Genomic DNA, 20,062 nt, shown 5'->3' with positions numbered 1-20,062 from the left:
TCGGGATAGGAAGGGGACCTTCAAGCGACTACGCCGGTGGGGCCGCGGGAAAGGCAGGTTTTCTTGTCAAGAGATTCACCCGGTATTTCGCATCCCCGCCGCGATGCCGGCTATGGTAACCAGCAAGGCCTTTTCGGCCGCGGGCGAAGATTCCTGACGGTCCCGGTGCAGCAACTCCACTTGCAGCAGATTGAGCGGATCCGTATATGTGTTGCGCAGATGAACCGATTCTTTCAACCAGGGCAAACCCTGCATCAGGCTCTCATCGTTGGCGATCGACAGCACCACCTCAATGTCCTTGCGCAAACGCTCCCGCAGCATCGCCCCGAGCGGATGCAAACGCTCCTCCACCAAGCGGCTGTCATAGTACGTGGAGAGTTCCGGGTCGGACTTGGCGTACACCATCTCCAGCATACTCATGCGCGTCGAGAAGAAGGGCCACTGGTCACACATCGCCTCCAGGGCCTCCCGCTTACCCTGCTCAATCAATTGTTCTATCGCCTCCCCGGCCCCATACCAGGCCGGAAGCATCAGACGGTTTTGAGACCAGGCAAAAATCCACGGAATCGCCCGCAGCGTCTCGATACCGCCCTCGGCCTTGCGCTTCGCAGGTCGGGAGCCGAGGGACAGCTTGCTCAGCTCATCGATCGGCGTACTGCTGCGAAAGTAATCGATGAAATCCGGATTGCCTCGCACCAGATCCCGATAGGCTTTGGCCGAACGCTCCGAAAGCTCATTCAGCAGTGCCCGCCATTCCTCCCGTGGCCTGGGCGGCGGCAGCAGATTGGACTGCAACATGGCGTTCGTGTACAGGCCAAAAGTGGTCACCGCGATTTGCGGCATACCCAGCTTGAAGCGGATCATCTCCCCTTGTTCCGTAACCCGCAGGCCGTTCTCGAGCGATCCCGGTGGCTGGGACATCAAGGCCGCATGGGCCGGTGCACCCCCTCGTCCGATGGTGCCGCCGCGGCCATGAAACAGCGTCAATTGAATGTTCGCTGTCTTCGCCACCTCGAGCAACTTCTCCTGGGCCTGATACTGAGCCCAGCCGGCGGCCATCACGCCGGCATCCTTGGCTGAATCCGAGTAGCCGATCATCACCATCTGCCGGCCCTCGATATATTCCCGGTAAGCGGGAATGGCGAGCAGGTCCTGCAGAACGCCCGCCGCATTATTCAGATCATCCAACGTCTCGAACAAGGGGGCGATCTGCATGGAAAAGCTGCAGCCGAATTCACGCAGCAGCAACTGCACCGCCAATACATCCGAAGGTGCGCGGGCCATGGAAATCACATAGGCGCCCAGTGCTCGCCGCGGCTGTTCGCCGATCATCACGAAGGTATCCAGCACCTCCCGCACAGGATCGGAAACTCGCCAGCGGCGGGGAAAAAGAGGGCGTTTGTTGGCAAGTTCAGCAGTCAGGAACTGAACGCGCTCACTCTCGCTCCAGGACCGGTAGTCGCCCAGGTCCAGGTAACGGGTCAACTCGGAAAATACCTCTGTGTGGCGATCCGACTCCTGGCGAATATCCAGGCGCAGCAAGCGAACGCCGAAGCACCGTACCCGCCACAGGGTATCTCTGAGCTTGCCGTCCGCCATCATCCCCATTCCACACGCCTGAAGAGATTCGTAACAGGCGTGGAGCGGATCCCAAAGCTGGGCTTCGTCGGTGAGCACCCGAGTGGTGCGCGGCTCCCGTCCTTTAAGCAGATCGTCCGTATACTGCAGGGTGTTGTTCAACAGCTGCCGGAGCTCTTTGAGTACCGCGCGATAGGGCTCGCGCTGCTCACCGACCAGGGCCCGCACCGCATCGGAGCAGCGGTTCATGGACAGTTCACCGGTCAGCTCATTGATATCCTTCAGGAAGAGGTCCGCCGCCTTCCAGCGGGCCAGCAGCAGAACCTCGCGGGTGACATCGGCGGTCACATTGGGGTTGCCATCCCGGTCGCCACCCATCCAGGAGGTGAAGTGAACCGGCTGATAGGTCAGCGGGAGCTCATGCCCCAGGTACTCCCTGACCGTGCGGCTCAATTTGTCGAGAAATCGGGGCACTGCCTCCCACAGGGAGTTCTCGATGACTGCGAAGCCCCACACCGCTTCGTCCACCGGGGTGGGCTTTTCCGTGCGGATTTCATCCGTGTGCCACCACTGGGCAATCTGCTGGCTCAGTCCCTGCCGAACCTGGTAGAGACGTTCCCCTTCAAGCTTGCTGGTCTGCATTTGTTGCAGATGGTTGTAGATGCGGGTTTGTTTGTCGATGAGGGTGCGGCGGGTTATTTCCGTGGGATGGGCCGTGAGCACCAGGTCGATATCCAGATTTTCGATAACGCGCAGAACTTCTTCCGCGGGTATCCCCTGTTCCAGCAATTCGCTGACCTGCTTGTTGAGTGAACTGACCGCGCTCAGTTCCTTGTTGTCCGCGCTCAGGGTGCTGTGCAACTGTTCGGCAATATTGGCGAGGTTGAGGAACTGGTTGAAGGCCCGCGCAATCATGATCAGCCCGTCCGGCTCAACGGTGGAGAGATAATCAATCAGCTCGACGCGCTTGTCCTGCATGCCACTGCGGTAGGCCTTGGCGAGTTGGCGGATGTGCTCCACCTGATTCAGAACGGACTCGCCGTGAGAGAGTCTGATTGTCTCGCCGAGTACCCGACCGAGCATGTCCACGGAGCTTTTCAGGTCACGGTAGTCTTCTTCGGCCACCAGCGTTTGATATGTGGAATCTGTCACTGCCTCTCCTCCCGAACCTCGCATCCGCCAGCGCCGCGCCCGCGGTCATGGTGGCAGATTATCACAGAGTGAAATCGGGAATGAATCAGACATGTGCCAGCAACGGGCCGACGTCCGGGGCCCTACGTCTAAGCGTGGCAGGCGTGTTGCACACGCGTGGCAGACGAGTTGCACAGACGAGTTCATAAGCCGCGACGCCCAAGGTGACAGGCAGGGGCTGCTGAGTTTGGCGGGCACGCTTCCTGCGTAGGGGATCGAAGCAAAGGCGCGGCAGGAGACCGGAATGAAATGCGACATTCTCATCGTGGGAGGCGAAGGAGATCTGGCGTACCGCAAGCTCTATCCGGCCCTTTACTACCTGGATGTTTCAGGATGCCTGTCGGATTGCCTCAAGGTGGTGGGAATCGCGCGCAATAAAGCGCCAGCGGAGGATTTTGCCGAACGAGTGCGCGCCAAACTGGAAGAATTTCACGGTACGGAACCACTGGACGAGGACACCTGGCAGCGCTTTGCCGCGCGACTCCGCTACTATCCGGCGGATGCAACGGCCCGGGAGGATCTGGAAGCACTGCGCAATGACGTGTTCGCTGAGTCGGATCGCGACCTGATCGTTTATCTGGCGACACCGCCCTCCATATTCGCGCCCATCTGCGAAGCGCTCGCAGCCGTAGGACTGGTGCGCGACAACAGCCGGCTGGTAGTCGAAAAACCCCTCGGGGACAGTCGCGAGTCCTTCCTCGAAATCAACCGCAGCCTCACGTCCATTTTCCGGGAGGACCAGGTCTACCGCATAGACCACTACCTGGGTAAGGAGACGGTACAGAACCTTCTGGCGATGCGGTTTGCCAATGCCCTGTTCGAACCTTTGTGGAACAGCCACTACATCGATCACGTGCAGATCACAGTGGCGGAAACGGTGGGCGTGGAGGGTCGCTGGGACTTTTACGACGACGCCGGAGCGTTGCGGGACATGGTCCAGAATCACCTGTTGCAATTGCTCTGCCTCGCGGCAATGGAACCGCCGGCGCGCATCGATCCGGAGGCTGTGCGCGATGAAAAACTCAAGGTACTGCGCTCTCTGAAACCCCTGGGAAAGCGGGGAGTGAGAGATAATACAGTGCGCGGCCAGTACGTCGCGGGCGCCGTCGGCGGAAGGCCTGTACCCGGCTACATGGAGGAGGAGGGCGCGCGCCCCGGCTCCAACACCGAAACGTTTGTGGCCGTGAAGGCCGAAATCGATAACTGGCGCTGGGCGGGTGTGCCTTTTTATCTTCGCACCGGCAAACGTATGGTCGAACGTTTTTCAGAGATCATCATCCAGTTCAATGAAGTGCCTCACTCCATATTTGGGGAACAGATGACCTCGGGAGCGGCCAACCGTCTTACTATTCGTCTGCAACCGGACGAGGGCATTCAGCTGCATCTGCTGAATAAGGTCCCCGGGCTGGATGAGACCATGCCCCTGGAGTCGGTGGCGCTGAACCTTTCGCTCTCTGACGTGTTCACCAACCGCCGCGTTCCTGATGCATACGAACGCTTGTTCTATGACGTCATGCGGCGGAACTCGACCTTGTTTATGCGTGCCGACGAAGTGGAGGCCGCCTGGGCGTGGGTGGACAAGATTGTTGAAGGGTGGCGTGCTACCAAGAAAAGGGTGGTCAGTTATACCGCCGGCAGTTGGGGGCCCGCCGAAAGCATTGCGCTGATTGCGAAGGACGGAAGGCAGTGGCACGAGTGAATTGTCATCTCACATTAATGAGCTGGCCATTCGACCCGTCAACGGCCGAGCCTGGCCGCGGCCATTCCGTCGGGGATCGCGCGCGGGCGGCACGCCCTCTTTGCAAATCAATGGGTGTCGTTCATGTCCTGGTCTATTGAAAAGTTCGAATCCGACAATGCTCTGGTTCAAAAGCTGAGCGCTTCCATTGCCGCCGCTCTTCGGGACGGCGTGAAGAGCCGCGGCAGCGCATCGCTGGCGGTTTCGGGGGGCAATACACCCAAGCCGCTGTTCGAGGCACTGTCGAACATCGACCTTCCCTGGGAGAAGGTTGTGATTACCCTGGTCGATGAACGCTGGGTGGACAGTCAGCACCCGGATTCCAATGCCCGTCTGGTGGCGGAGCATCTGTTGCAGCACCGCGCTGCCGCGGCGCGCTTTGTGCCCTTGAAAACCGCGGCGGCCGAGCCCTTCGGGGCGGAGCCGGAGGTGGAGCGTCGTCTCCAGGATGTTCCCATGCCCTTTGACGTGGTGGTACTGGGCATGGGGGATGATGGTCATACGGCCTCCTTTTTCCCCGGGGCCGCAGAACTGCGTACTGCCTTGCAACCCGAGGAGGGACGGCTCTGCTGCGCCGTGCACCCGCCCTCTGCACCACACAATCGCATGACTCTGACCCTGCCGGCGATTACCAGTACCAAACACCTGGTTCTGCATGTGGTCGGAAGGAAGAAGTGGCAGGTTCTGCAAAGGGCCATCCAGGACGGAAGAACCGAGGAGATGCCTATCAGGGCGGTCCTGCACCAAATGAGCGTTCTGCTGGACATCTACTACGCGGCGGAGTGACACATGAGTTCAATTAATTCGATTCTCGAAGAAGTAACGGCAGAGATTCGCCATCGCAGTCAGGCTACCCGTCGCGACTACCTGCAACGGATGCAGCGCAGTCGCGATGAGGATCCGCCCCGGCGGGTGCTCTCCTGCGGCAACCTGGCTCACGGGTACGCTGCCTGTGGCGAGCAGGACAAGCAGACCATCCGCATGATGCAAAGTGTCCACCTGGGCATCATCAATGCCTACAACGATGTGATTGCCGCTCACGAGCCCATGGAGGGCTACCCGGAAACCATCCGGAGTATTGCCCGCGAAATGGGATGCTCGGCGCAGATGGCTGGCGGGGTGCCGGCCATGTGCGATGGCGTGACTCAGGGCCGCACGGGGATGGAGCTGAGCCTGTTCAGTCGCGACGTGATTGCGATGGCCACGGCCGTAAGCCTCAGCCACAACCTCTTCGATGGATTCATCTGCCTGGGCACCTGCGACAAGATCGTTCCCGGTCTGATGATCGGCGCCTTGCAGTTCGGGCATCTGGCGGCGGCCTTTCTGCCCGCGGGACCCATGCGATCCGGTATTCCCAACAAGGAAAAGGCCAACGTGCGGCAGCGTTATGCAGAGGGGAAGGCCACCCGGGAAGAGCTGCTGGAGGTTGAATCCGCCTCCTACCATTCGCCCGGGACCTGCACCTTCTACGGCACCGCCAACAGCAATCAGGTGATGATGGAGATGATGGGTGTCCAGCTTCCCGGATGCTCGTTTATCAATCCAGACGACCCGCTGCGCCAGGCCATGATTCGTGAAACCGTCTTGCGGCTCATTCCCGCGGCGGACCCCGATTCAAAAGAGTTCAAGCCACTCACCCGTCTCGTTACGGAGGAGTCCATCGTCAACGCCCTTGTGGGCCTGTTGGCCACGGGCGGCTCCACTAACCACACTCTGCACCTGGTGGCCATGGCCAGGTCCGCCGGCATCCACTTGCGCTGGGAGGACTTCGACCGCCTGTCCCGTGTGGTTCCGCTGATCGCCCGCGTCTATCCAAACGGCGATGAGGATGTAAACGCTTTTCGGCGTGCGGGCGGCATGGCGTTTCTGGTTCGGGAACTGCGTGGGGCGGGCCTGCTCAACGAAAACGTACTGACTCTCATGGGCGAGGGGATGGAGGCCTACGAATTCGAGCCCGCTCCCGGCGAAAACGGCCGTGTGGCGTGGCGGGACCGGGTTATGGAAAGCCGCTTTCGGGAGGTGCTGCGCCCTGTTAGCGAGGCCTTCAATCAGGAAGGGGGGCTTCGGCTGCTGAACGGCAACATTGGTCAGGGCATCATCAAAATCTCTGCGGTCAAACCGGAGCAACGCAAGACCACGGCGCCGGCGGTAATCTTCCACAGCCAGGCCGAGCTCAAGGAAGCTTTCGAGCGCGGCGACCTGAACAGGGACTTTGTAGCGGTGGTTCGTTTTCAGGGTGCCAAGGCTAACGGCATGCCCGAACTGCACCACCTCACACCCTTCCTGGGCGTTCTTCAGGACCGCGGTCACAGTGTCGCGCTGCTGACCGACGGACGCATGTCCGGCGCTTCGGGCAAGGTGCCGGCCGCAATCCATGTGTCCCCGGAAGCGGTGGAGGGCGGCCCCATTGCCAGGCTGCGCGACGGGGACCTTATCACCATCGATGCGGACGAGGGCACCATGGAGGTCCACCTGGATGAGGGCGTGCTCGCCACCCGCAGCCCAGCTCTGCATCACCAGGATAACGGCACTATGGGGCGCCCCCTGTTTCAGGCGTTCCGTGAACACGCCAGCACCGCGAACCGGGGCTGTACGGTCTTCTGAGTTGCCAGTCGGGAGGAATGCATGGAATCGGTTATTGCCCTGCTAAAGCCGCTGCGGGTCCTGCCCGTGCTGACAGTGAATTCCGCCGAGCAGGCGGTGGAGACTTCGCGGGCCCTGCATCGCGGTGGACTGGCCGCGGTGGAAATCACATTGCGAACTTCGACCGCGCTCGAGGCCATAGAAGCAGTGAAGGCGGCAATACCGGATTTCCTGGTGGGAGCAGGCACACTGAAAACCGTGGCCGATGTGAACGCAGTGAAAAAGGCCGGGGCGGACTTCGCCGTGAGCCCCGGGCTCACCCGGGAACTGGCCGAAGCTGCGTCGCAACAGAATCTCGCCTTCCTGCCCGGCGTGGCGACGCCCTCGGAAATCCTTGAGGGCATGGCTTTGGGCTTCGATTGCTTCAAACTGTTTCCCGCCGAAGCCGTGGGAGGGATTCCGCTCCTGAAAGCGCTGGCGGCACCGTTCTCCGGCATTCAGTTTTGTCCGACCGGCGGAATCAACCGGGAGAACCTGGACAGCTATCTGGCGCTGCCCAATGTAATCTGCGTGGGTGGGTCCTGGATGGTAAAGCCCCAACTCATTCAAGCGGGGCAATGGTCAGAAATAGAGCGGCTTGCGCGCGAACTCGCCTGACCGGCGGCTCCGACTACTGGTCGGTGTACTCGATGGCGAGGACCACCTTTTGAACACCTGTGGTTGAGCGGGCGACTTCCGCCGCGTGCTCCGCTTCGGTTCGCGGCACCATCCCCATCAGGTAAACGATGCCGTTTTCAGTCAATACCTTGATGCGTCTGGCCCGCGCTTCGTCATTGAAGGCCAGCTTCGACTTTACCTTTGTGGTGAGCCAGGCGTCGTTGGTGTTGGCCAGAAATGAGGTCGGTGCCTGAACCTGAAGCTCGTTGTATACCTGGCGAACCTTGCTGAGCTTGCTCACCGTGCGGGCCGCAAGCTCGCGCAGTTCGGCGGATTTGACCTGGCCAGTCAGCAAGATCACACGATTGAAGCTCGTGACCGTAATGGGGGAGCTTTTGAGATCCGGGTGAGCTTTGTCGATGTTGACTTTGGCGATGGTCTCCAGCTGGGAATCATCCATCATGGTGCCCATGGTGCGACGATTGGGGTCCATGTCGATGGGTTCGCTGGTCGTTGCTCCAACAATCGACGCACAACCGGCGAGCCAATAGCACACCAGAGGAAGGCAGAACACAGCGAGTTTCTTCATAGAGGTTCCTCGGCTCCAAAAAGCTGAAAGTCGATAAGATCGCAGAGACAAAAAGTGGTCAGCAGGTGCACCTCGTGCACGTGGGCGGCGGAGTCGGACGGAACGCGCAGTTCCAGATCATTGGCGTCCAGCAGGGTGGCCAGATCGCCCCCATCGCCGCCGGTCAGGGCGACAACGTTTACCTGACGATCATGAGCGGCCGCCACGGCCTGCACCAGATTGCTGGAATTACCGCTGCTGCTGATCATCAGCAGCACATCGCCCGCATTGCCCAGGGCGCGAATCTGCTTGGCAAACACATCATTGAAACTGAAGTCGTTGGCCACGGCAGTAAGCACCGCGCTGTCGCTGGCAATGTTCACCGCAGGCAGACTGGGGCGCTCCTGCTTGAGACGGTTGATCAGCGTCGTCACGAAGACCTGCCCGATCGCCGTGGAGCAGCCGTTTCCGGCCACCAGCACCTTCCCTTCATTCAACAGACTGCCCACCACCAGTTCGCTTGCTTTGGCAATGAGAGGCGCCAGCAGTTCACCGGCTTGCATCTTGGTCTCAATGCTCTGGTGGAAGGTCTGAATGATTCTTTCGTACATCGGTCCGTCCTGTGGCCACAGGCCACTTCTGAATCAAAAAGCGTCTTTGATCCACTGGATTTGAGGGGGAGCCCCACCGGTAATGCTCACAACGTCGAAGCGGCAGGGGATCGCGTCAACAAGGCGCTTGCGTTGCATAAAGTACTGGGCGCTGCGAACGATCTTTTGCTGCTTGCGATAGTCAACGGATTCGGCGGGCGAACCGAAGCGCGGATTGGTGCGATAGCGAACCTCGGCAAAAACCAGGGTATCGCCGTCTCGCATGATCAGGTCGATCTCGCCAAGCTTGCAGCTGAAGTTGCGCTCTTCAAGCCGCAGGCCCTTGGCGCACAGGAAGGCCTCGGCCTCCCGTTCAGCCCGCTGCCCCGTAAGACTAGCTGTCATCCGCCTCGGTAACCACTGTGGGAAGAGGCTCGGCCCGGCCGCTGATGATCTGCGCCCACACCTGCTCACGCTGAACCTTGCGCTCCGGGGTGAGGGCGAGAACGCCGGTCTGGCCGTAAAACCGGGTACCTTGCACCCGTTCCAGTTGCTTCAGCCGAGGATAGAGTCGATAAGCGTCGACTCCCATGGCGTAGAGCCGCAAATAGGACGGAGCGGGATCGGCATAGCGCTCAACCGCGCTCTTGACCGAGCTGCTGTTGTCGAAATGCCAGGGCAGCGTGATAAAGCGGATGCCGTTCAGGTCCCGGCTGGTGCGCAAACCTTCGTCCGCCGCAAATATGCTGCTGGTGGAATAAACCGGTAATCCGCCAGCGTAATGGAAAGCGAGGGTCGGTTTCAGTAGCTGGCCCGCGGCGGCGTCTGCCGCCATGAACACGAAGTCCACGTCCTGGCGTCGGCGCGGGGTTTCAAAACGCAGGCTGCCGCCCAACCGCTGGCGCAAGGCCCGTGCCCGGGCCTTGCTCTCGTCCACCAGCAACGCGGATTCCACCACACCGGAATAGTCGCGCGGGTCCGCGTAGTAGCTCTGGTTTACGATAGTGCCGCCCAGTTCGGTCCAGGCCTCACGAAAAGCCCGGGCGCTGCGCTCGCCGCGCTCAGTCTGCGGTACCAGCACCAGGGCGTAACGGTGGCCTTCGAGCCAGGCGCGCGCGGCCACCTGACGGGCTTCGTCTTCCACCTCGAAGCTGAACTGATAGAGCTGGTCCGGGAGGCCGAAGGGATTGGCCGCATAGTTCAGTGCCAGGGTCGGGACAGGCAGGTTGGGGCGCAGATGCAACTCGTCCAGGTATTCCGGGCGCAGAGGGCCGACAATCAGCTCCGCACCATCCTGTACCGCCAGGTCGTACACTGCGTTGAAATCGTCGGAATTGGTGTCGAAGATCCGGATCTGGGGGACGTAGCTGTTCTGATCCTTCGCGTGATAGTAGGCCGCCAGAAAGCCGTCGCGCACGGCCTTCCCGGCACGCTCGTAATCTCCGTTGAGCGGAAGCAGCAGAGCCACCTGTCGGGGCTGTTCTTCCACCAGTTGTTTGAGAAGCTGCAGGTCGCTCGGCAGGCGCTGGCTTGCCGGGTGTTCCGGGCGGCGGGCGATCCAGTCGTCGATCAGGGATTCCTGGCGTTCGATGTCCGCCGCGTTGTTCTTGCTGAGAACCGCCAGTTCGGCCCATCCCCGGAGGACGGGGCTGCGGGTGATCTCCGGGTTTGAGTCCAGCGCAGCCAGCTCAGCTTCGGAGAGGGCCATCAGGCTTTGCCAGATGCCGTCCTGGTTGGCCATGTGCTCCTCTTCCGTTTCCAGAAGCGGGCCGAGTACTACCCGCTCCTGGACGCTGGCCACGTGCTCGCCCAGAAGAGCGAACAGCTCGGCCCGGCTTGCGCGAAGCTCCCGCGCGGCTTCGGTTGAAAGGGCGTCCCACTGTTGTTCAACCCGGGGGTTGGTTAGAATGCGCTGCGCCAGGAAGTAGTCGCCCAGCTCCCGGGCCGCACGGCTGTAGTCCAGGGTGTAGTTCACAAATTCTCCGGCCACAAGCAGGTCCGGATCGATGGAGCCCAGCAGATCCATCGCCCACTGGAATTCGCCGATTTCCACCAGTAATCGAGCAGCTTCCAACTGGCGCCGATCGCGCTCCGGCGAGTCACTGGTCTGTGCCTGGGCCAGCAGATCGCGGACCCGCTCACTGGTAACCGCGTCCACCTGAACATCCCCACGCGGGCGGGGTTGACCACTACACCCGGAAAGGATCAGGAGACCGGAACAGAGAGCAATGAGCAGAAAGGGGCGAGCAAAACTAAGCATTCAGGGACCTGCAGTTCGCACCCGGCGGGGTGCCCAAGAAGTGGCTATCAACATGGACCATTACCGCAAACGGACCACGGACAAATCAGGGCGCATCTGTCAAAAAACGGGTCGGGCGCTGACGAATCACCCTTGCGGGGCGGCTCGCCCGGGGACGACTCGATCCAGTCGCGCTGTCCGCTCCCTGGCAGCGTCCGCTCATGCGTTTTTTGGAGGTGCCCGTTAATGAATGATTCACCTGTCGAGCCAGAGAACAGCACCAAAGTCCGGGTCGGCGGGACGCTGTTCGTGGTGGCAACGCCCATCGGCAATTTGGCAGATATGGTACCCCGAGCCGCGGAAACACTACAACAGGTGGACATAATCGCGGCCGAGGATACGCGGCACAGTAAGCGTTTGCTGGAACATTTTCACATTTCCACTCCCATGCTGGCCTACCATGATCACAACGAGGAACAGAGTCTCCCTGGACTTTTGAAGCGTCTTGCGGAAGGCCAAAACATCGCCCTTATATCCGATGCGGGTACTCCCCTGGTATCCGACCCCGGTTACCGGCTCGTGCGGGCCGTCCGGGAGGCCGGGTTCCGAATCGTCCCCATCCCGGGGGCATCGGCACTCATCGCGGCTCTCTCGGCCGCCGGACTGCCTTCGGATCGTTTTGCCTTCGAAGGATTTCTGCCTCCCAAGCGCGGGGCGCGCCGCAAAGTGCTGGAAGACCTGGCGGCGGAAAGCCGCACTCTTATCTTCTATGAAGCTCCTCACCGGGTGGCCGCGGCACTGGAGGATATGACCGAGGTGCTCGGTGCGGATCGGGAGGTGGTGCTGGCCCGCGAATTGACCAAGACCTTCGAAACCATCGTTGGCGGGGCCGCGGGGGAATTGCTGGAGTGGGTGGTGGCGGACCCCAACCAGCAGAAGGGCGAGATCGTCTTGCTGGTGCGGGGAGCGGAAAGAGGGGGCAGTGAAGAGCTGGGAGCGGAAGCCCGGCGGGTGATGGCAATCCTGAGCAAGAACCTTCCGACCAAACAGGCGGCGGCCCTGGCCGCCGAGATCACTGGAGCGAAGAAAAACGCACTGTACCAGTGGGCCCTCGACCAGCCCTCCTGAAGGCTTATCCGATCACCGAAGTGGTCTTGACCCGCTTGCTGCCACGCACCACCGGCTGCCGGCGAAGTTCGGCCCGGCGCTTCAGGCCGGAGTCGATCCAGTTTTTCAGGGCAATGAGGAAGCCCGCCGCCAGAAAAGCGCCGGGCGGAAGGACGGCCACGAGGAAGCCGGAATAATCGGGAATCACCGTGATCACCCAGTCCCGGGCTCCTTCGCCCAGCAACAAGTGCATGTTGGCGAACAGGGTTCCCGCCCCCAGTACCTCGCGAATCGCACCAATCACAATCAGCACGGCACCAAAACCCAGGCCCATCATGAGTCCGTCCACCGCGGAGGGGAGGATCGGGTTGCGGCTGGCAAAGGCGTCAGCCCGCCCGAGAATCGCGCAGTTGGTAACAATCAGCGGGATAAATATACCCAGCACCTGGTACAGCTCGAATGTGTAGGCCTGCATCAGCAGTTCGGCACAGGTGGTGAATGAAGCGATAATCATCACGAAAGCGGGCAGGCGCACCGCATCGCTGACCGTGTTGCGAATCAACGAAACTGCCAGATTGGAGCCCAGGAGCACGGCCATGGTAGCGATACCCAGCCCCAGGGCATTGACCACCGATCCGGTGACCGCCAGCAGTGGACAAAGGCCCAATAGCTGTGCGAGTGCCGGGTTGTTGCTCCACAGCCCGTTCACGCTGATTTCTTTGTAGTTGATCAGATTATCGCTCATTCCGGTTTCCAGAGTATCCGCGACCCGAATTCGCCTCCGTGCCCGAGAGACGGTCGAGTGGCACCGCTTCTCCTTCGCCAACTTTCACGGGCGAAAGGTCCTCCAGAAGCCCGGCCTCATCAAAAAACCGCAACGTTCGCTGAACCTGGCGGGTCACTGCCTTCCGAGTGATGGTCGCCCCCGTTAACTGATCAAAACCCGGATCCCGTCCGTCCAGCCTGGCCGACGCCGACTTGCCGTCGAAGGACAGAATCCAGTTGCTCTTTCTGGTTTCGATCTTGTCGCCCAGTCCGGGGGTTTCGTTGTGGCGCGTGACCCGGAGGCCGAGAATACCGCTTCGGTCAATGCCCATGATCATTTCAATCGCGCCACTGTAGCCGTCCGGCGCCACAGTGGGAACGATCACCGCAAACGGCTCACCCGCGCGCCGGGCCACGTGAATCTGCTTCTTATTCGCCGCCCGATCCGATAAGCCCAGAACCTCCTGATATTCCTCCGGTATCTGGAGGGTATCGGCCAGCAGGTCATTATCGTGCCGTTCCTGGGGGATGATTTCGTACAGCGCCTGCTGAGCCGCGCGCGTGCGCGATTGGGCGATCGAGTCCTTTGTGAGCTGCTGGGTAGTCGCCACCACACCCGCCGTAACCAGCGCAAACGCACCAAGCAATAAACTGTTGAAGCCAACGGATCTGCGCAACATCATCAATGTCCTGTTCCCGGGCGACTCCGGGCGTGGCCGTAGCTGCGGGGCACGGTGTAGTAATCAATGAAGGGTGCGGCAAAATTCATCAGCAGCACCGCGAACGCCACCGCGTCCGGATAGCTGCCCCAAGAGCGAATCACATAGATCAATACACCGATGCAGGCCCCGAAAATCAATTTGCCCCGGCGGCTCGTGGCGGAGGTGACCGGGTCCGTGGCAATAAAGAATGCACCGAGCATGGTACCGCCCGAAAGCCAGTGGAAAAGAGGCGAGCCGCCGCTGGCGGAACTGCCGCCATCGTAGAACACAGCCGCCATCAGCCCCAGCGTGGCGAGCATGCTGACCGGCGTATGCCAGGTGAAAACCTTCTTGTAGAGCAGAAACAGACCACCGGCCAAAAAGCCCAGGTTTACCCATTCCCAGCCGGCGCCAGCCCATTCAGCCCGGGCAAAAACAGGTTCCGCCTCGTAGATGCCCTGAACCGTGAGACCCTCCTGATGCTTGAACAGATCCAGGGGGGTTGCACCGCTGTAAGCGTCCACGGGTGTTTCCAGAAATATCCGCGCAAGCGCCGAGATGGGGCCCATCAGGTTCTCGCCCTCCGCCAGCACACTGCGCGGGGCCGCCCAGGTGGTCATCTCCACGGGGAAGGAAATCAACAGCACCACGTATCCGACCATTGCCGGGTTGAACGGGTTGTAGCCGAGGCCGCCGTACAGGTGTTTGGCCAGCACAATCGCTGTTGCGGTGCCCACCACCACGATCCACCACGGACAGTAGGGCGGCAGGGCCAGGGCCAGAAGTGCCGCTGTCACCAGTGCGCTGCAATCGCGAAGGTAAAACCCGATTGGCCGGCCGCGCAACTTCAGCATTGCCGCTTCGCACAGCAAGGCAGTGACCCCGGCCAACACCAGGTTGTATAAAGTACCGGGGCCGAAGAAGTGCGTGAGTGCCGCAAGGCCGGGTACGGTAGCCAGCAATACCCATTGCATGATGCGCGCAGTGGAGTTCTGGCTGTGAGCGTGAGGGGATGTGATCTGGGGCATCATGTTCAGCTTTCCACCTTGCTGGCATCCTCACTGGAATGAGGCCCGGGGCCGGCAGGGTGCGTAGCACTCTTCGGTTGCGCCGGGTCGTTCGCAAGCGCTGCCAGCTTGTCGCGAATGCCCTGGGAGGCAAGCTCCGCTTCCTTGATTCGCGCGCGCAGCGCTTCCGCCTGCTCTGGTTGTTCGGCCGCGCTGTCGAGCTTCTGGCGCAACTTGTTCAGGCGATCATCCGCTGCCAGAAGCTTGCGTTCCAGTCGGCCCCGCTCATCGCCGGCGCCGCCTTGCTTCGCCTTCTCCAGCGCAGCAGCCAGCCGCCCGGGTTTTTCCGACTTGGGGGCGTTCGCGGGGGGCTCGCCTCCGGCCTCCGCCTTGCGCTGGCGGGCTTTGGCCTGTGCTTCTTCCCGGGCTTTGAGGCGGGCGGCCTTTTCCGCTTCGATGCGCTGCTTGTGAAACTCAAAACGCTGGCGGGCACGATCCGCGTGGCGGCGCTCGGCTTCGTGCTTGCGGATCTCCCCCTTGGCGGCGCGGTAGTATTGGACCAGGGGGATATGGCTGGGGCAAACGTAGGAGCATGCCCCGCACTCGATGCAATCGAACAAATTGTGGGCCTTTAGCTTCTCTTCTTCCTGCGCTCGCGCAAACCAATAGAGTTGCTGGGGCAGCAGGTTCACCGGACAGGCCTCCGCGCACAGGCCGCAGCGGATGCACGCAGTGGCGGGTGCCGGTGGAGGAGCCTCCTGCATTGACGGTGCGAGCAGACAGTTGGTGGTTTTGATCACCGGCGCATCCGGGTTGAGGATGCTGAACCCCATCATGGGGCCGCCCATGACCAGGCGCGAAGCACACGCGGCGTCGTAGCCGTGTTCACCCAGTATGAACGAAATAGGCGTGCCCAGGCGGGCCCGCACATTGCGCTGGGTTGCGAAGGCATCGCCGGTAACGGTGGTGATGCGCTCGATCAGGGGCTCGCCGAAGCGCACGGCCCGGTAGGCGGCAAGCACCGTGGCCACGTTCTGACAGACGATTCCCAATTGGGCGGGCAGTCCGCCGGAGGGCAGTTCCTGCCCCGTGAGCAACTGGATCAGCTGGCGCTCTCCGCCGCTGGGATACCTGGTGGGCAGGGGCACCACTTCCATGCGTGTGTCGCCCACATTGTCCAACGCGTTTTGCAACGCGGCGATCGCGTCCGGTTTGTTGTCCTCGACAGCGATGAGAATTTCCCGGGGCTCATCCAGAAGATAGGAGAGCAACCCGATGCCTCGCACAATGTCCTGGGCGGCGGTCCGCATCAGCATGTCGTCGGCGGTGATATACGGCTCGCATTCAGTGCCGTTCACGATCAGGGCTTCGATGGGCCGGCGGGAATCGAGTTTGACCGCCGTCGGAAAGCCTGCGCCGCCCATTCCCGCGATGCCCGCTGCCTGGATTTTTTCCAAAGCCTGCGCCGGTTCCAGTTGCCGGTAATCCTCGCACGCTTGCAGCGGCGCCCATTCATCGTGGCCATCGGCATCCAGCACGATGCACATTCCGTTCAGGCCGGACGGGTGGGGCAGGGGGCGTTCTTCAATAGCCGCAACAGTGCCGCTGGTGGAGGCGTGCACGTTGGCGCTGATGGCTTGCTTGCCTTCGGCTATGAGCTGCCCCTTCAATACCCGGTCCCCGACCGCAACCACGGGTTCGGCAGGTGCGCCCAGGTGTTGGGAAACCGGGAGCACCAACTGCGCGGGCAAAGGAAGCTCCGCCAGGGGCAGGGCGAGGGATTGGTCTTTGTGCCCGGGTGGGTGAATGCCGCCCGGGATGTCCCAGATCTTCCTCATGCCGCCGCTCCCGATTCGTCGCGATCACTGGCGATGAGATGAACCGTTTCCGTCTCAGGGGAGGGGAGCTCCCAGCGCCAATCGTTCACTGTGACTTCCACCGGTCGCATTTCAATGCAATCCACGGGGCAGGGTTCCACACACAGATCACAGCCGGTACATTCGTCGGCAATCACCGTATGCATCTGCTGGGCGGCGCCGAGAATCGCATCCACCGGACAGGCCTGGATACATTTGGTGCAACCGATGCACTCATCCTCGCGAATGTACGCTACCGTCGGAAGTTCACTTTCCTCCCCATGTTCTTCATCCAGGGCTGGCGCTTCCACATCCAGCAGCTTGGCGATCGCATTGATCGTCGACTGCCCGCCGGGCGGACATTTATTGATGGCTTCGCCCTCGCTGATTGCCTGGGCGTAGGGCCGACAGCCCGGATGACCGCACTGACCACATTGGGTCTGGGGCAGGATTCCGTCGATCTGATCCACGATCGGATCCGCCTCCACCCTGAAGCGCACCGCCGCAAAGCCGAGCAGGGCACCAAAGGCGAGCGCAAGTCCCACCAGCGCGAGCACGGCGATCGAGGTTTGCTGTAACAGACTGAAGAGTGATTCCATTGGAGCGCTGCGTTAAATGAGTCCGCCAAAGCCCATGAAGGCCAGGGACATGAGCCCCGCGGTTATCATGCCAATGGCGGCGCCTTTGAAGGGCGCGGGAACGTCCGCGTAGGCGAGGCGTTCGCGCATGGCAGAGAACAAAATCAGTACCAGGGAGAACCCCACACCCGCACCAAGTCCGTAGAGCGATGATTCCATGAAGCTGTGGGAACGGGTGGTGTTTTGCAGGGCGACCCCGAGTACTGCACAGTTGGTGGTAATCAGCGGCAGGAACACGCCCAGAACTCGCGAGAGAAGGGGGCTGGACTTGTCGATGAACATCTTGGTGAACTGGACCACCACCGCGATAACGAGAATGAAGGAAATGGTGCGCAGGAACTCAAGATCAAGGGGCACCAGGATAAAGGTCCGCACCAGGTAACTGGCGATCGAGGCCAGCGTGAGAACAAAAGTCGTGGCCGCTGCCATGCCAATGGCCGATTCCAGCTTGTTGGACACACCCATGAACGGACACAGCCCCAGGAACTGAACCAGCACGAAGTTGTTCACCAGAATGGCGCCGATGAGAATAAGGGCGAAATCGGTCATTGCTGAATGGCTGTCCTGAGTGGGTGTCCAACGGAGATCTTGCAAGGTGGATCGGTCAGATCCGGGCAGCAGCGCCGCCCGATTATCTCTGTTTGGTCCTCTGTTGGGTTACGCTTCGCTAACCCAACCTACAGGGTTACCGCTTCACGAGTAGGTTGGGTTAGCGAAGCGTAACCCAACAAATTTCATCTACATCACCCGCATGCCCGGCTGCGCTCCCGCATCCGGTTGCAGCACGTAAATGTCCTTCCCACCTGGACCCGCTGCCAGAACCATCCCTTCCGACATGCCGAATTTCATCTTGCGCGGCTTGAGGTTGGCCACCATCACCGTCAGCTTGCCTTCCAGTTCCGCCGGGTCGTAGGCGCTTTTGATACCCGCAAACACATTACGCTTTTCGCCGCCCAGGTCCAATGTCAGACGCAGCAGTTTGTCCGCCCCTTCCACATGCTCGGCTTTCTCGATCAGAGCTACCCGAAGATCCACTTTTGCGAAATCCCCAAACTCGATCTCGTCGGCTATAGGTTCTTCCGCCAGCGGCCCGGACACCGCAGGCGCTGCCTGTTCCAGAGATTCTTTGCTGGCTTCCACCACCGCTTCCACCTTGTCCTTCTCGACCCGGGTCATCAATGGCTTGAACTTGCCGATCTCATGATCGCCGAGCCAGGTGCCGGTACGGTCCCAGGAAAGTTCGGCGCGCAGGAACTCGGCTGCCTGCTCCGCAAGGTTCGGAAGGACGGGCGCCAGATAGGTCACCAGCAAGCGGAACGCGTTGACCGCAAGGGAGCACACCTCGTTGGTCGCGTCCTGCTGAGCCTCATCCTTGATCATCTTCCAGGGCTCTTTGCGCGAGACATACTCGTTCGCGTGGTCCGCCAGATCCATGATTTCGCGCATGGCACGGCTGAAGTCCCGTTTTTCGTAGTGGTCGGCCAGGGACTCGGCCGTGCCCACAAAGCGCTGCCAGAGGTCCGGATCTTCGATTCGCGTGGACAATCGCCCGCCGGTTTTCTCAATGAACTTCGCGCTGCGGCTGGCAATGTTGATGACCTTGCCTACCAGGTCGGAATTAACCCGCTGAATGAAATCGTCCAGGTTCAGGTCCAGGTCATCCACGCTGCTGGACAGCTTGGCCGCATAGTAATAACGCAGATACTCGGGATTGAGATGGTCCAGGTAGGTTCGGGCATCGATGAAGGTGCCGCGGGACTTGGACATCTTCGCGCCGTTTACCGTCAAAAAGCCGTTTACGGCGATTTTGGTGGGCGTGCGAAAACCGGCGGAGGTCAGCATGCAGGGCCAGAACAGGGCGTGGAAGTTGATGATGTCCTTGCCAATGAAGTGGTGCAATTCGGCCTTGGAATCCGGCTTCCACCATTGTTCCCAATCCAGGCCGTTTCGATCGCAATAATTTTTGAAGCTGGCGATGTATCCGATCGGGGCGTCCAGCCACACGTAAAAATACTTGCCGGGCTGGTCGGGGATTTCGAAGCCGAAGTAGGGGGCGTCCCGGGAGATGTCCCATTCCTGCAAACCTTCGTCCAGCCACTCGGAAAGCTTGTTGGCGACCTCCGGCTGCAGGTGGCCGGCCCGGGTCCACTCCCGCAGGAAGTCGGTGAATTCCCCCAGCGCCAGGAAGAAGTGCTCGGACTCCTTCTGAACCGGGGTGGCGCCGGACAGAACGGAGCGCGGATTGATCAGTTCGTCCGGGGTGTAGGTCGCACTGCAGACCTCGCAGTTGTCCCCGTACTGGTCTTCCGCCTTGCATCGGGGGCAGGTCCCGCGGATGTAGCGGTCCGCCAGAAACAGGTTCTTCTCCGGGTCGTAGGCCTGAGTGATGGTGCGGGTCTTGATATGCCCGTTGGCCAGCAGTTTCTTGTAGATGTACTCGGCCAGCTCGCGATTTTCTTCCGAGTGGGTCGTGTGGAAGTTGTCGAAATCCACCCGGAAGTCCGCGAAATCCCGCTCGTGATCCGCCTTGATCCGGGCGATCTGCTCTTCCGGCGTAACGCCCAATTGTTCGGCCCGCAGCATGATGGCGGTGCCGTGGGCGTCGTCCGCGCAGACGAAAACAACATTGTGGCCGCGCATGCGCTGGTAGCGCACCCAGATGTCCGCCTGAATGTAGCCCACCAGATGACCCAGATGGATGGGGCCGTTGGCGTAGGGCAGGGCGTTGGTGACAAGAATGTCGCGGCGTTCGGTCATGGGGTTTCGAATCCTCTCAGTCGCGCAGGTCCGGTCCAGAGGTCAGATATTGGCTGAGTTTGGGGCGAGATGGGCCTGGCTGAAAAG

17 protein-coding genes are annotated in these 20,062 nt (G+C 60.9%); 5 read left to right on the top strand and 12 right to left on the bottom strand.

What is annotated here, in order from left to right:
• Positions 1 to 75 precede the first annotated feature (75 nt).
• Positions 76 to 2,730, bottom strand: a complete 2,655-nt coding sequence (gene ppc / locus ACURWW_RS04945) for a phosphoenolpyruvate carboxylase (RefSeq protein WP_445616627.1) — start codon at positions 2,728 to 2,730, stop codon at positions 76 to 78.
• Between the two features lie 283 nt (positions 2,731 to 3,013).
• Between ppc and zwf the strand changes: the two genes are divergently transcribed.
• The 4 genes from zwf (at position 3,014) to eda (ending at position 7,747) form a co-directional block, all read left to right on the top strand.
• Entirely contained in the window at positions 3,014 to 4,468 is a 1,455-nt protein-coding gene (gene zwf / locus ACURWW_RS04940; protein WP_445616628.1) for a glucose-6-phosphate dehydrogenase, read from the top strand.
• A 123-nt stretch (positions 4,469 to 4,591) separates the two neighbouring features.
• On the top strand, positions 4,592 to 5,293 hold the full coding sequence (gene pgl / locus ACURWW_RS04935; protein ID WP_445616629.1) for a 6-phosphogluconolactonase: 702 nt from the start codon (positions 4,592 to 4,594) through the stop codon (positions 5,291 to 5,293).
• A gap of 3 nt (positions 5,294 to 5,296) precedes the next feature.
• Positions 5,297 to 7,111, top strand: a complete 1,815-nt coding sequence (edd, locus tag ACURWW_RS04930) for a phosphogluconate dehydratase (protein ID WP_445616630.1) — start codon at positions 5,297 to 5,299, stop codon at positions 7,109 to 7,111.
• Between the two features lie 21 nt (positions 7,112 to 7,132).
• Positions 7,133 to 7,747, top strand: coding sequence for a bifunctional 4-hydroxy-2-oxoglutarate aldolase/2-dehydro-3-deoxy-phosphogluconate aldolase (eda, locus tag ACURWW_RS04925; protein WP_445616631.1), 615 nt, complete (start codon positions 7,133 to 7,135; stop codon positions 7,745 to 7,747).
• A gap of 13 nt (positions 7,748 to 7,760) precedes the next feature.
• Here eda and ACURWW_RS04920 read toward each other — a convergent pair whose 3' ends face one another.
• The 4 genes from ACURWW_RS04920 to ACURWW_RS04905 are packed head-to-tail and all read right to left on the bottom strand — an operon-like array spanning position 7,761 to position 11,165.
• Positions 7,761 to 8,336 (bottom strand): BON domain-containing protein, encoded by a 576-nt coding sequence (locus ACURWW_RS04920; RefSeq protein ID WP_445616633.1) that lies wholly within the window; start codon positions 8,334 to 8,336, stop codon positions 7,761 to 7,763.
• Positions 8,333 to 8,926 (bottom strand): SIS domain-containing protein, encoded by a 594-nt coding sequence (locus tag ACURWW_RS04915; protein ID WP_445616634.1) that lies wholly within the window; start codon positions 8,924 to 8,926, stop codon positions 8,333 to 8,335. Before ACURWW_RS04915 ends, ACURWW_RS04920 begins: the two co-directional genes overlap by 4 nt.
• Before the next feature lie 33 nt (positions 8,927 to 8,959).
• Positions 8,960 to 9,310, bottom strand: a complete 351-nt coding sequence (locus ACURWW_RS04910) for a YraN family protein (RefSeq protein ID WP_445616635.1) — start codon at positions 9,308 to 9,310, stop codon at positions 8,960 to 8,962.
• Positions 9,300 to 11,165, bottom strand: coding sequence for a penicillin-binding protein activator (locus tag ACURWW_RS04905; RefSeq protein WP_445616637.1), 1,866 nt, complete (start codon positions 11,163 to 11,165; stop codon positions 9,300 to 9,302). Before ACURWW_RS04905 ends, ACURWW_RS04910 begins: the two co-directional genes overlap by 11 nt.
• Positions 11,166 to 11,390: 225 nt before the next feature.
• Between ACURWW_RS04905 and rsmI the strand changes: the two genes are divergently transcribed.
• Positions 11,391 to 12,272 (top strand): 16S rRNA (cytidine(1402)-2'-O)-methyltransferase, encoded by an 882-nt coding sequence (gene rsmI, locus ACURWW_RS04900; RefSeq protein ID WP_445616638.1) that lies wholly within the window; start codon positions 11,391 to 11,393, stop codon positions 12,270 to 12,272.
• A gap of 4 nt (positions 12,273 to 12,276) precedes the next feature.
• Here the strand turns inward: rsmI and ACURWW_RS04895 are convergent, their stop codons facing one another.
• From ACURWW_RS04895 to metG, 7 genes are all read right to left on the bottom strand, one after another.
• Positions 12,277 to 12,996, bottom strand: coding sequence for an electron transport complex subunit E (locus tag ACURWW_RS04895; RefSeq protein WP_445616640.1), 720 nt, complete (start codon positions 12,994 to 12,996; stop codon positions 12,277 to 12,279).
• Complete coding sequence (locus ACURWW_RS04890; protein ID WP_458618436.1) at positions 12,986 to 13,696, bottom strand: RnfABCDGE type electron transport complex subunit G; 711 nt, start codon at positions 13,694 to 13,696, stop codon at positions 12,986 to 12,988. The genes ACURWW_RS04895 and ACURWW_RS04890 overlap by 11 nt, the downstream gene beginning before the upstream one ends.
• Before the next feature lie 2 nt (positions 13,697 to 13,698).
• Positions 13,699 to 14,748, bottom strand: coding sequence for an electron transport complex subunit RsxD (gene rsxD, locus ACURWW_RS04885; protein ID WP_445616642.1), 1,050 nt, complete (start codon positions 14,746 to 14,748; stop codon positions 13,699 to 13,701).
• Between the two features lie 2 nt (positions 14,749 to 14,750).
• On the bottom strand, positions 14,751 to 16,562 hold the full coding sequence (rsxC, locus tag ACURWW_RS04880) for an electron transport complex subunit RsxC (RefSeq protein WP_445616644.1): 1,812 nt from the start codon (positions 16,560 to 16,562) through the stop codon (positions 14,751 to 14,753).
• Complete coding sequence (gene rsxB / locus ACURWW_RS04875; protein ID WP_445616645.1) at positions 16,559 to 17,179, bottom strand: electron transport complex subunit RsxB; 621 nt, start codon at positions 17,177 to 17,179, stop codon at positions 16,559 to 16,561. The genes rsxC and rsxB overlap by 4 nt, the downstream gene beginning before the upstream one ends.
• 12 nt (positions 17,180 to 17,191) lie before the next feature.
• Positions 17,192 to 17,767 (bottom strand): electron transport complex subunit RsxA, encoded by a 576-nt coding sequence (gene rsxA, locus ACURWW_RS04870; protein ID WP_445616647.1) that lies wholly within the window; start codon positions 17,765 to 17,767, stop codon positions 17,192 to 17,194.
• Between the two features lie 189 nt (positions 17,768 to 17,956).
• Entirely contained in the window at positions 17,957 to 19,975 is a 2,019-nt protein-coding gene (gene metG, locus ACURWW_RS04865; protein ID WP_445616648.1) for a methionine--tRNA ligase, read from the bottom strand.
• Positions 19,976 to 20,062: the final 87 nt, after the last annotated feature.

The organism is Gilvimarinus sp. F26214L (genome assembly GCF_054401055.1).
This window is presented reverse-complemented; position numbering and strand designations above follow the sequence as displayed.

Excerpts from the sequence above, each read along its gene's own strand:
- zwf (WP_445616628.1), top strand. The coding sequence starts at position 3,014 with ATGAAATGCGACATTCTCATCGTGGGAGGCGAAGGAGATCTGGCGTAC.
- pgl (WP_445616629.1), top strand. The coding sequence starts at position 4,592 with ATGTCCTGGTCTATTGAAAAGTTCGAATCCGACAATGCTCTGGTTCAA.
- edd (WP_445616630.1), top strand. The coding sequence starts at position 5,297 with ATGAGTTCAATTAATTCGATTCTCGAAGAAGTAACGGCAGAGATTCGC.
- eda (WP_445616631.1), top strand. The coding sequence starts at position 7,133 with ATGGAATCGGTTATTGCCCTGCTAAAGCCGCTGCGGGTCCTGCCCGTG.
- ACURWW_RS04920 (WP_445616633.1), bottom strand. The coding sequence starts at position 8,336 with ATGAAGAAACTCGCTGTGTTCTGCCTTCCTCTGGTGTGCTATTGGCTC.
- ACURWW_RS04915 (WP_445616634.1), bottom strand. The coding sequence starts at position 8,926 with ATGTACGAAAGAATCATTCAGACCTTCCACCAGAGCATTGAGACCAAG.
- ACURWW_RS04910 (WP_445616635.1), bottom strand. The coding sequence starts at position 9,310 with ATGACAGCTAGTCTTACGGGGCAGCGGGCTGAACGGGAGGCCGAGGCC.
- ACURWW_RS04905 (WP_445616637.1), bottom strand. The coding sequence starts at position 11,165 with ATGCTTAGTTTTGCTCGCCCCTTTCTGCTCATTGCTCTCTGTTCCGGT.
- rsmI (WP_445616638.1), top strand. The coding sequence starts at position 11,391 with ATGAATGATTCACCTGTCGAGCCAGAGAACAGCACCAAAGTCCGGGTC.
- ACURWW_RS04895 (WP_445616640.1), bottom strand. The coding sequence starts at position 12,996 with ATGAGCGATAATCTGATCAACTACAAAGAAATCAGCGTGAACGGGCTG.
- ACURWW_RS04890 (WP_458618436.1), bottom strand. The coding sequence starts at position 13,696 with ATGTTGCGCAGATCCGTTGGCTTCAACAGTTTATTGCTTGGTGCGTTT.
- rsxD (WP_445616642.1), bottom strand. The coding sequence starts at position 14,748 with ATGATGCCCCAGATCACATCCCCTCACGCTCACAGCCAGAACTCCACT.
- rsxC (WP_445616644.1), bottom strand. The coding sequence starts at position 16,562 with ATGAGGAAGATCTGGGACATCCCGGGCGGCATTCACCCACCCGGGCAC.
- rsxB (WP_445616645.1), bottom strand. The coding sequence starts at position 17,179 with ATGGAATCACTCTTCAGTCTGTTACAGCAAACCTCGATCGCCGTGCTC.
- rsxA (WP_445616647.1), bottom strand. The coding sequence starts at position 17,767 with ATGACCGATTTCGCCCTTATTCTCATCGGCGCCATTCTGGTGAACAAC.
- metG (WP_445616648.1), bottom strand. The coding sequence starts at position 19,975 with ATGACCGAACGCCGCGACATTCTTGTCACCAACGCCCTGCCCTACGCC.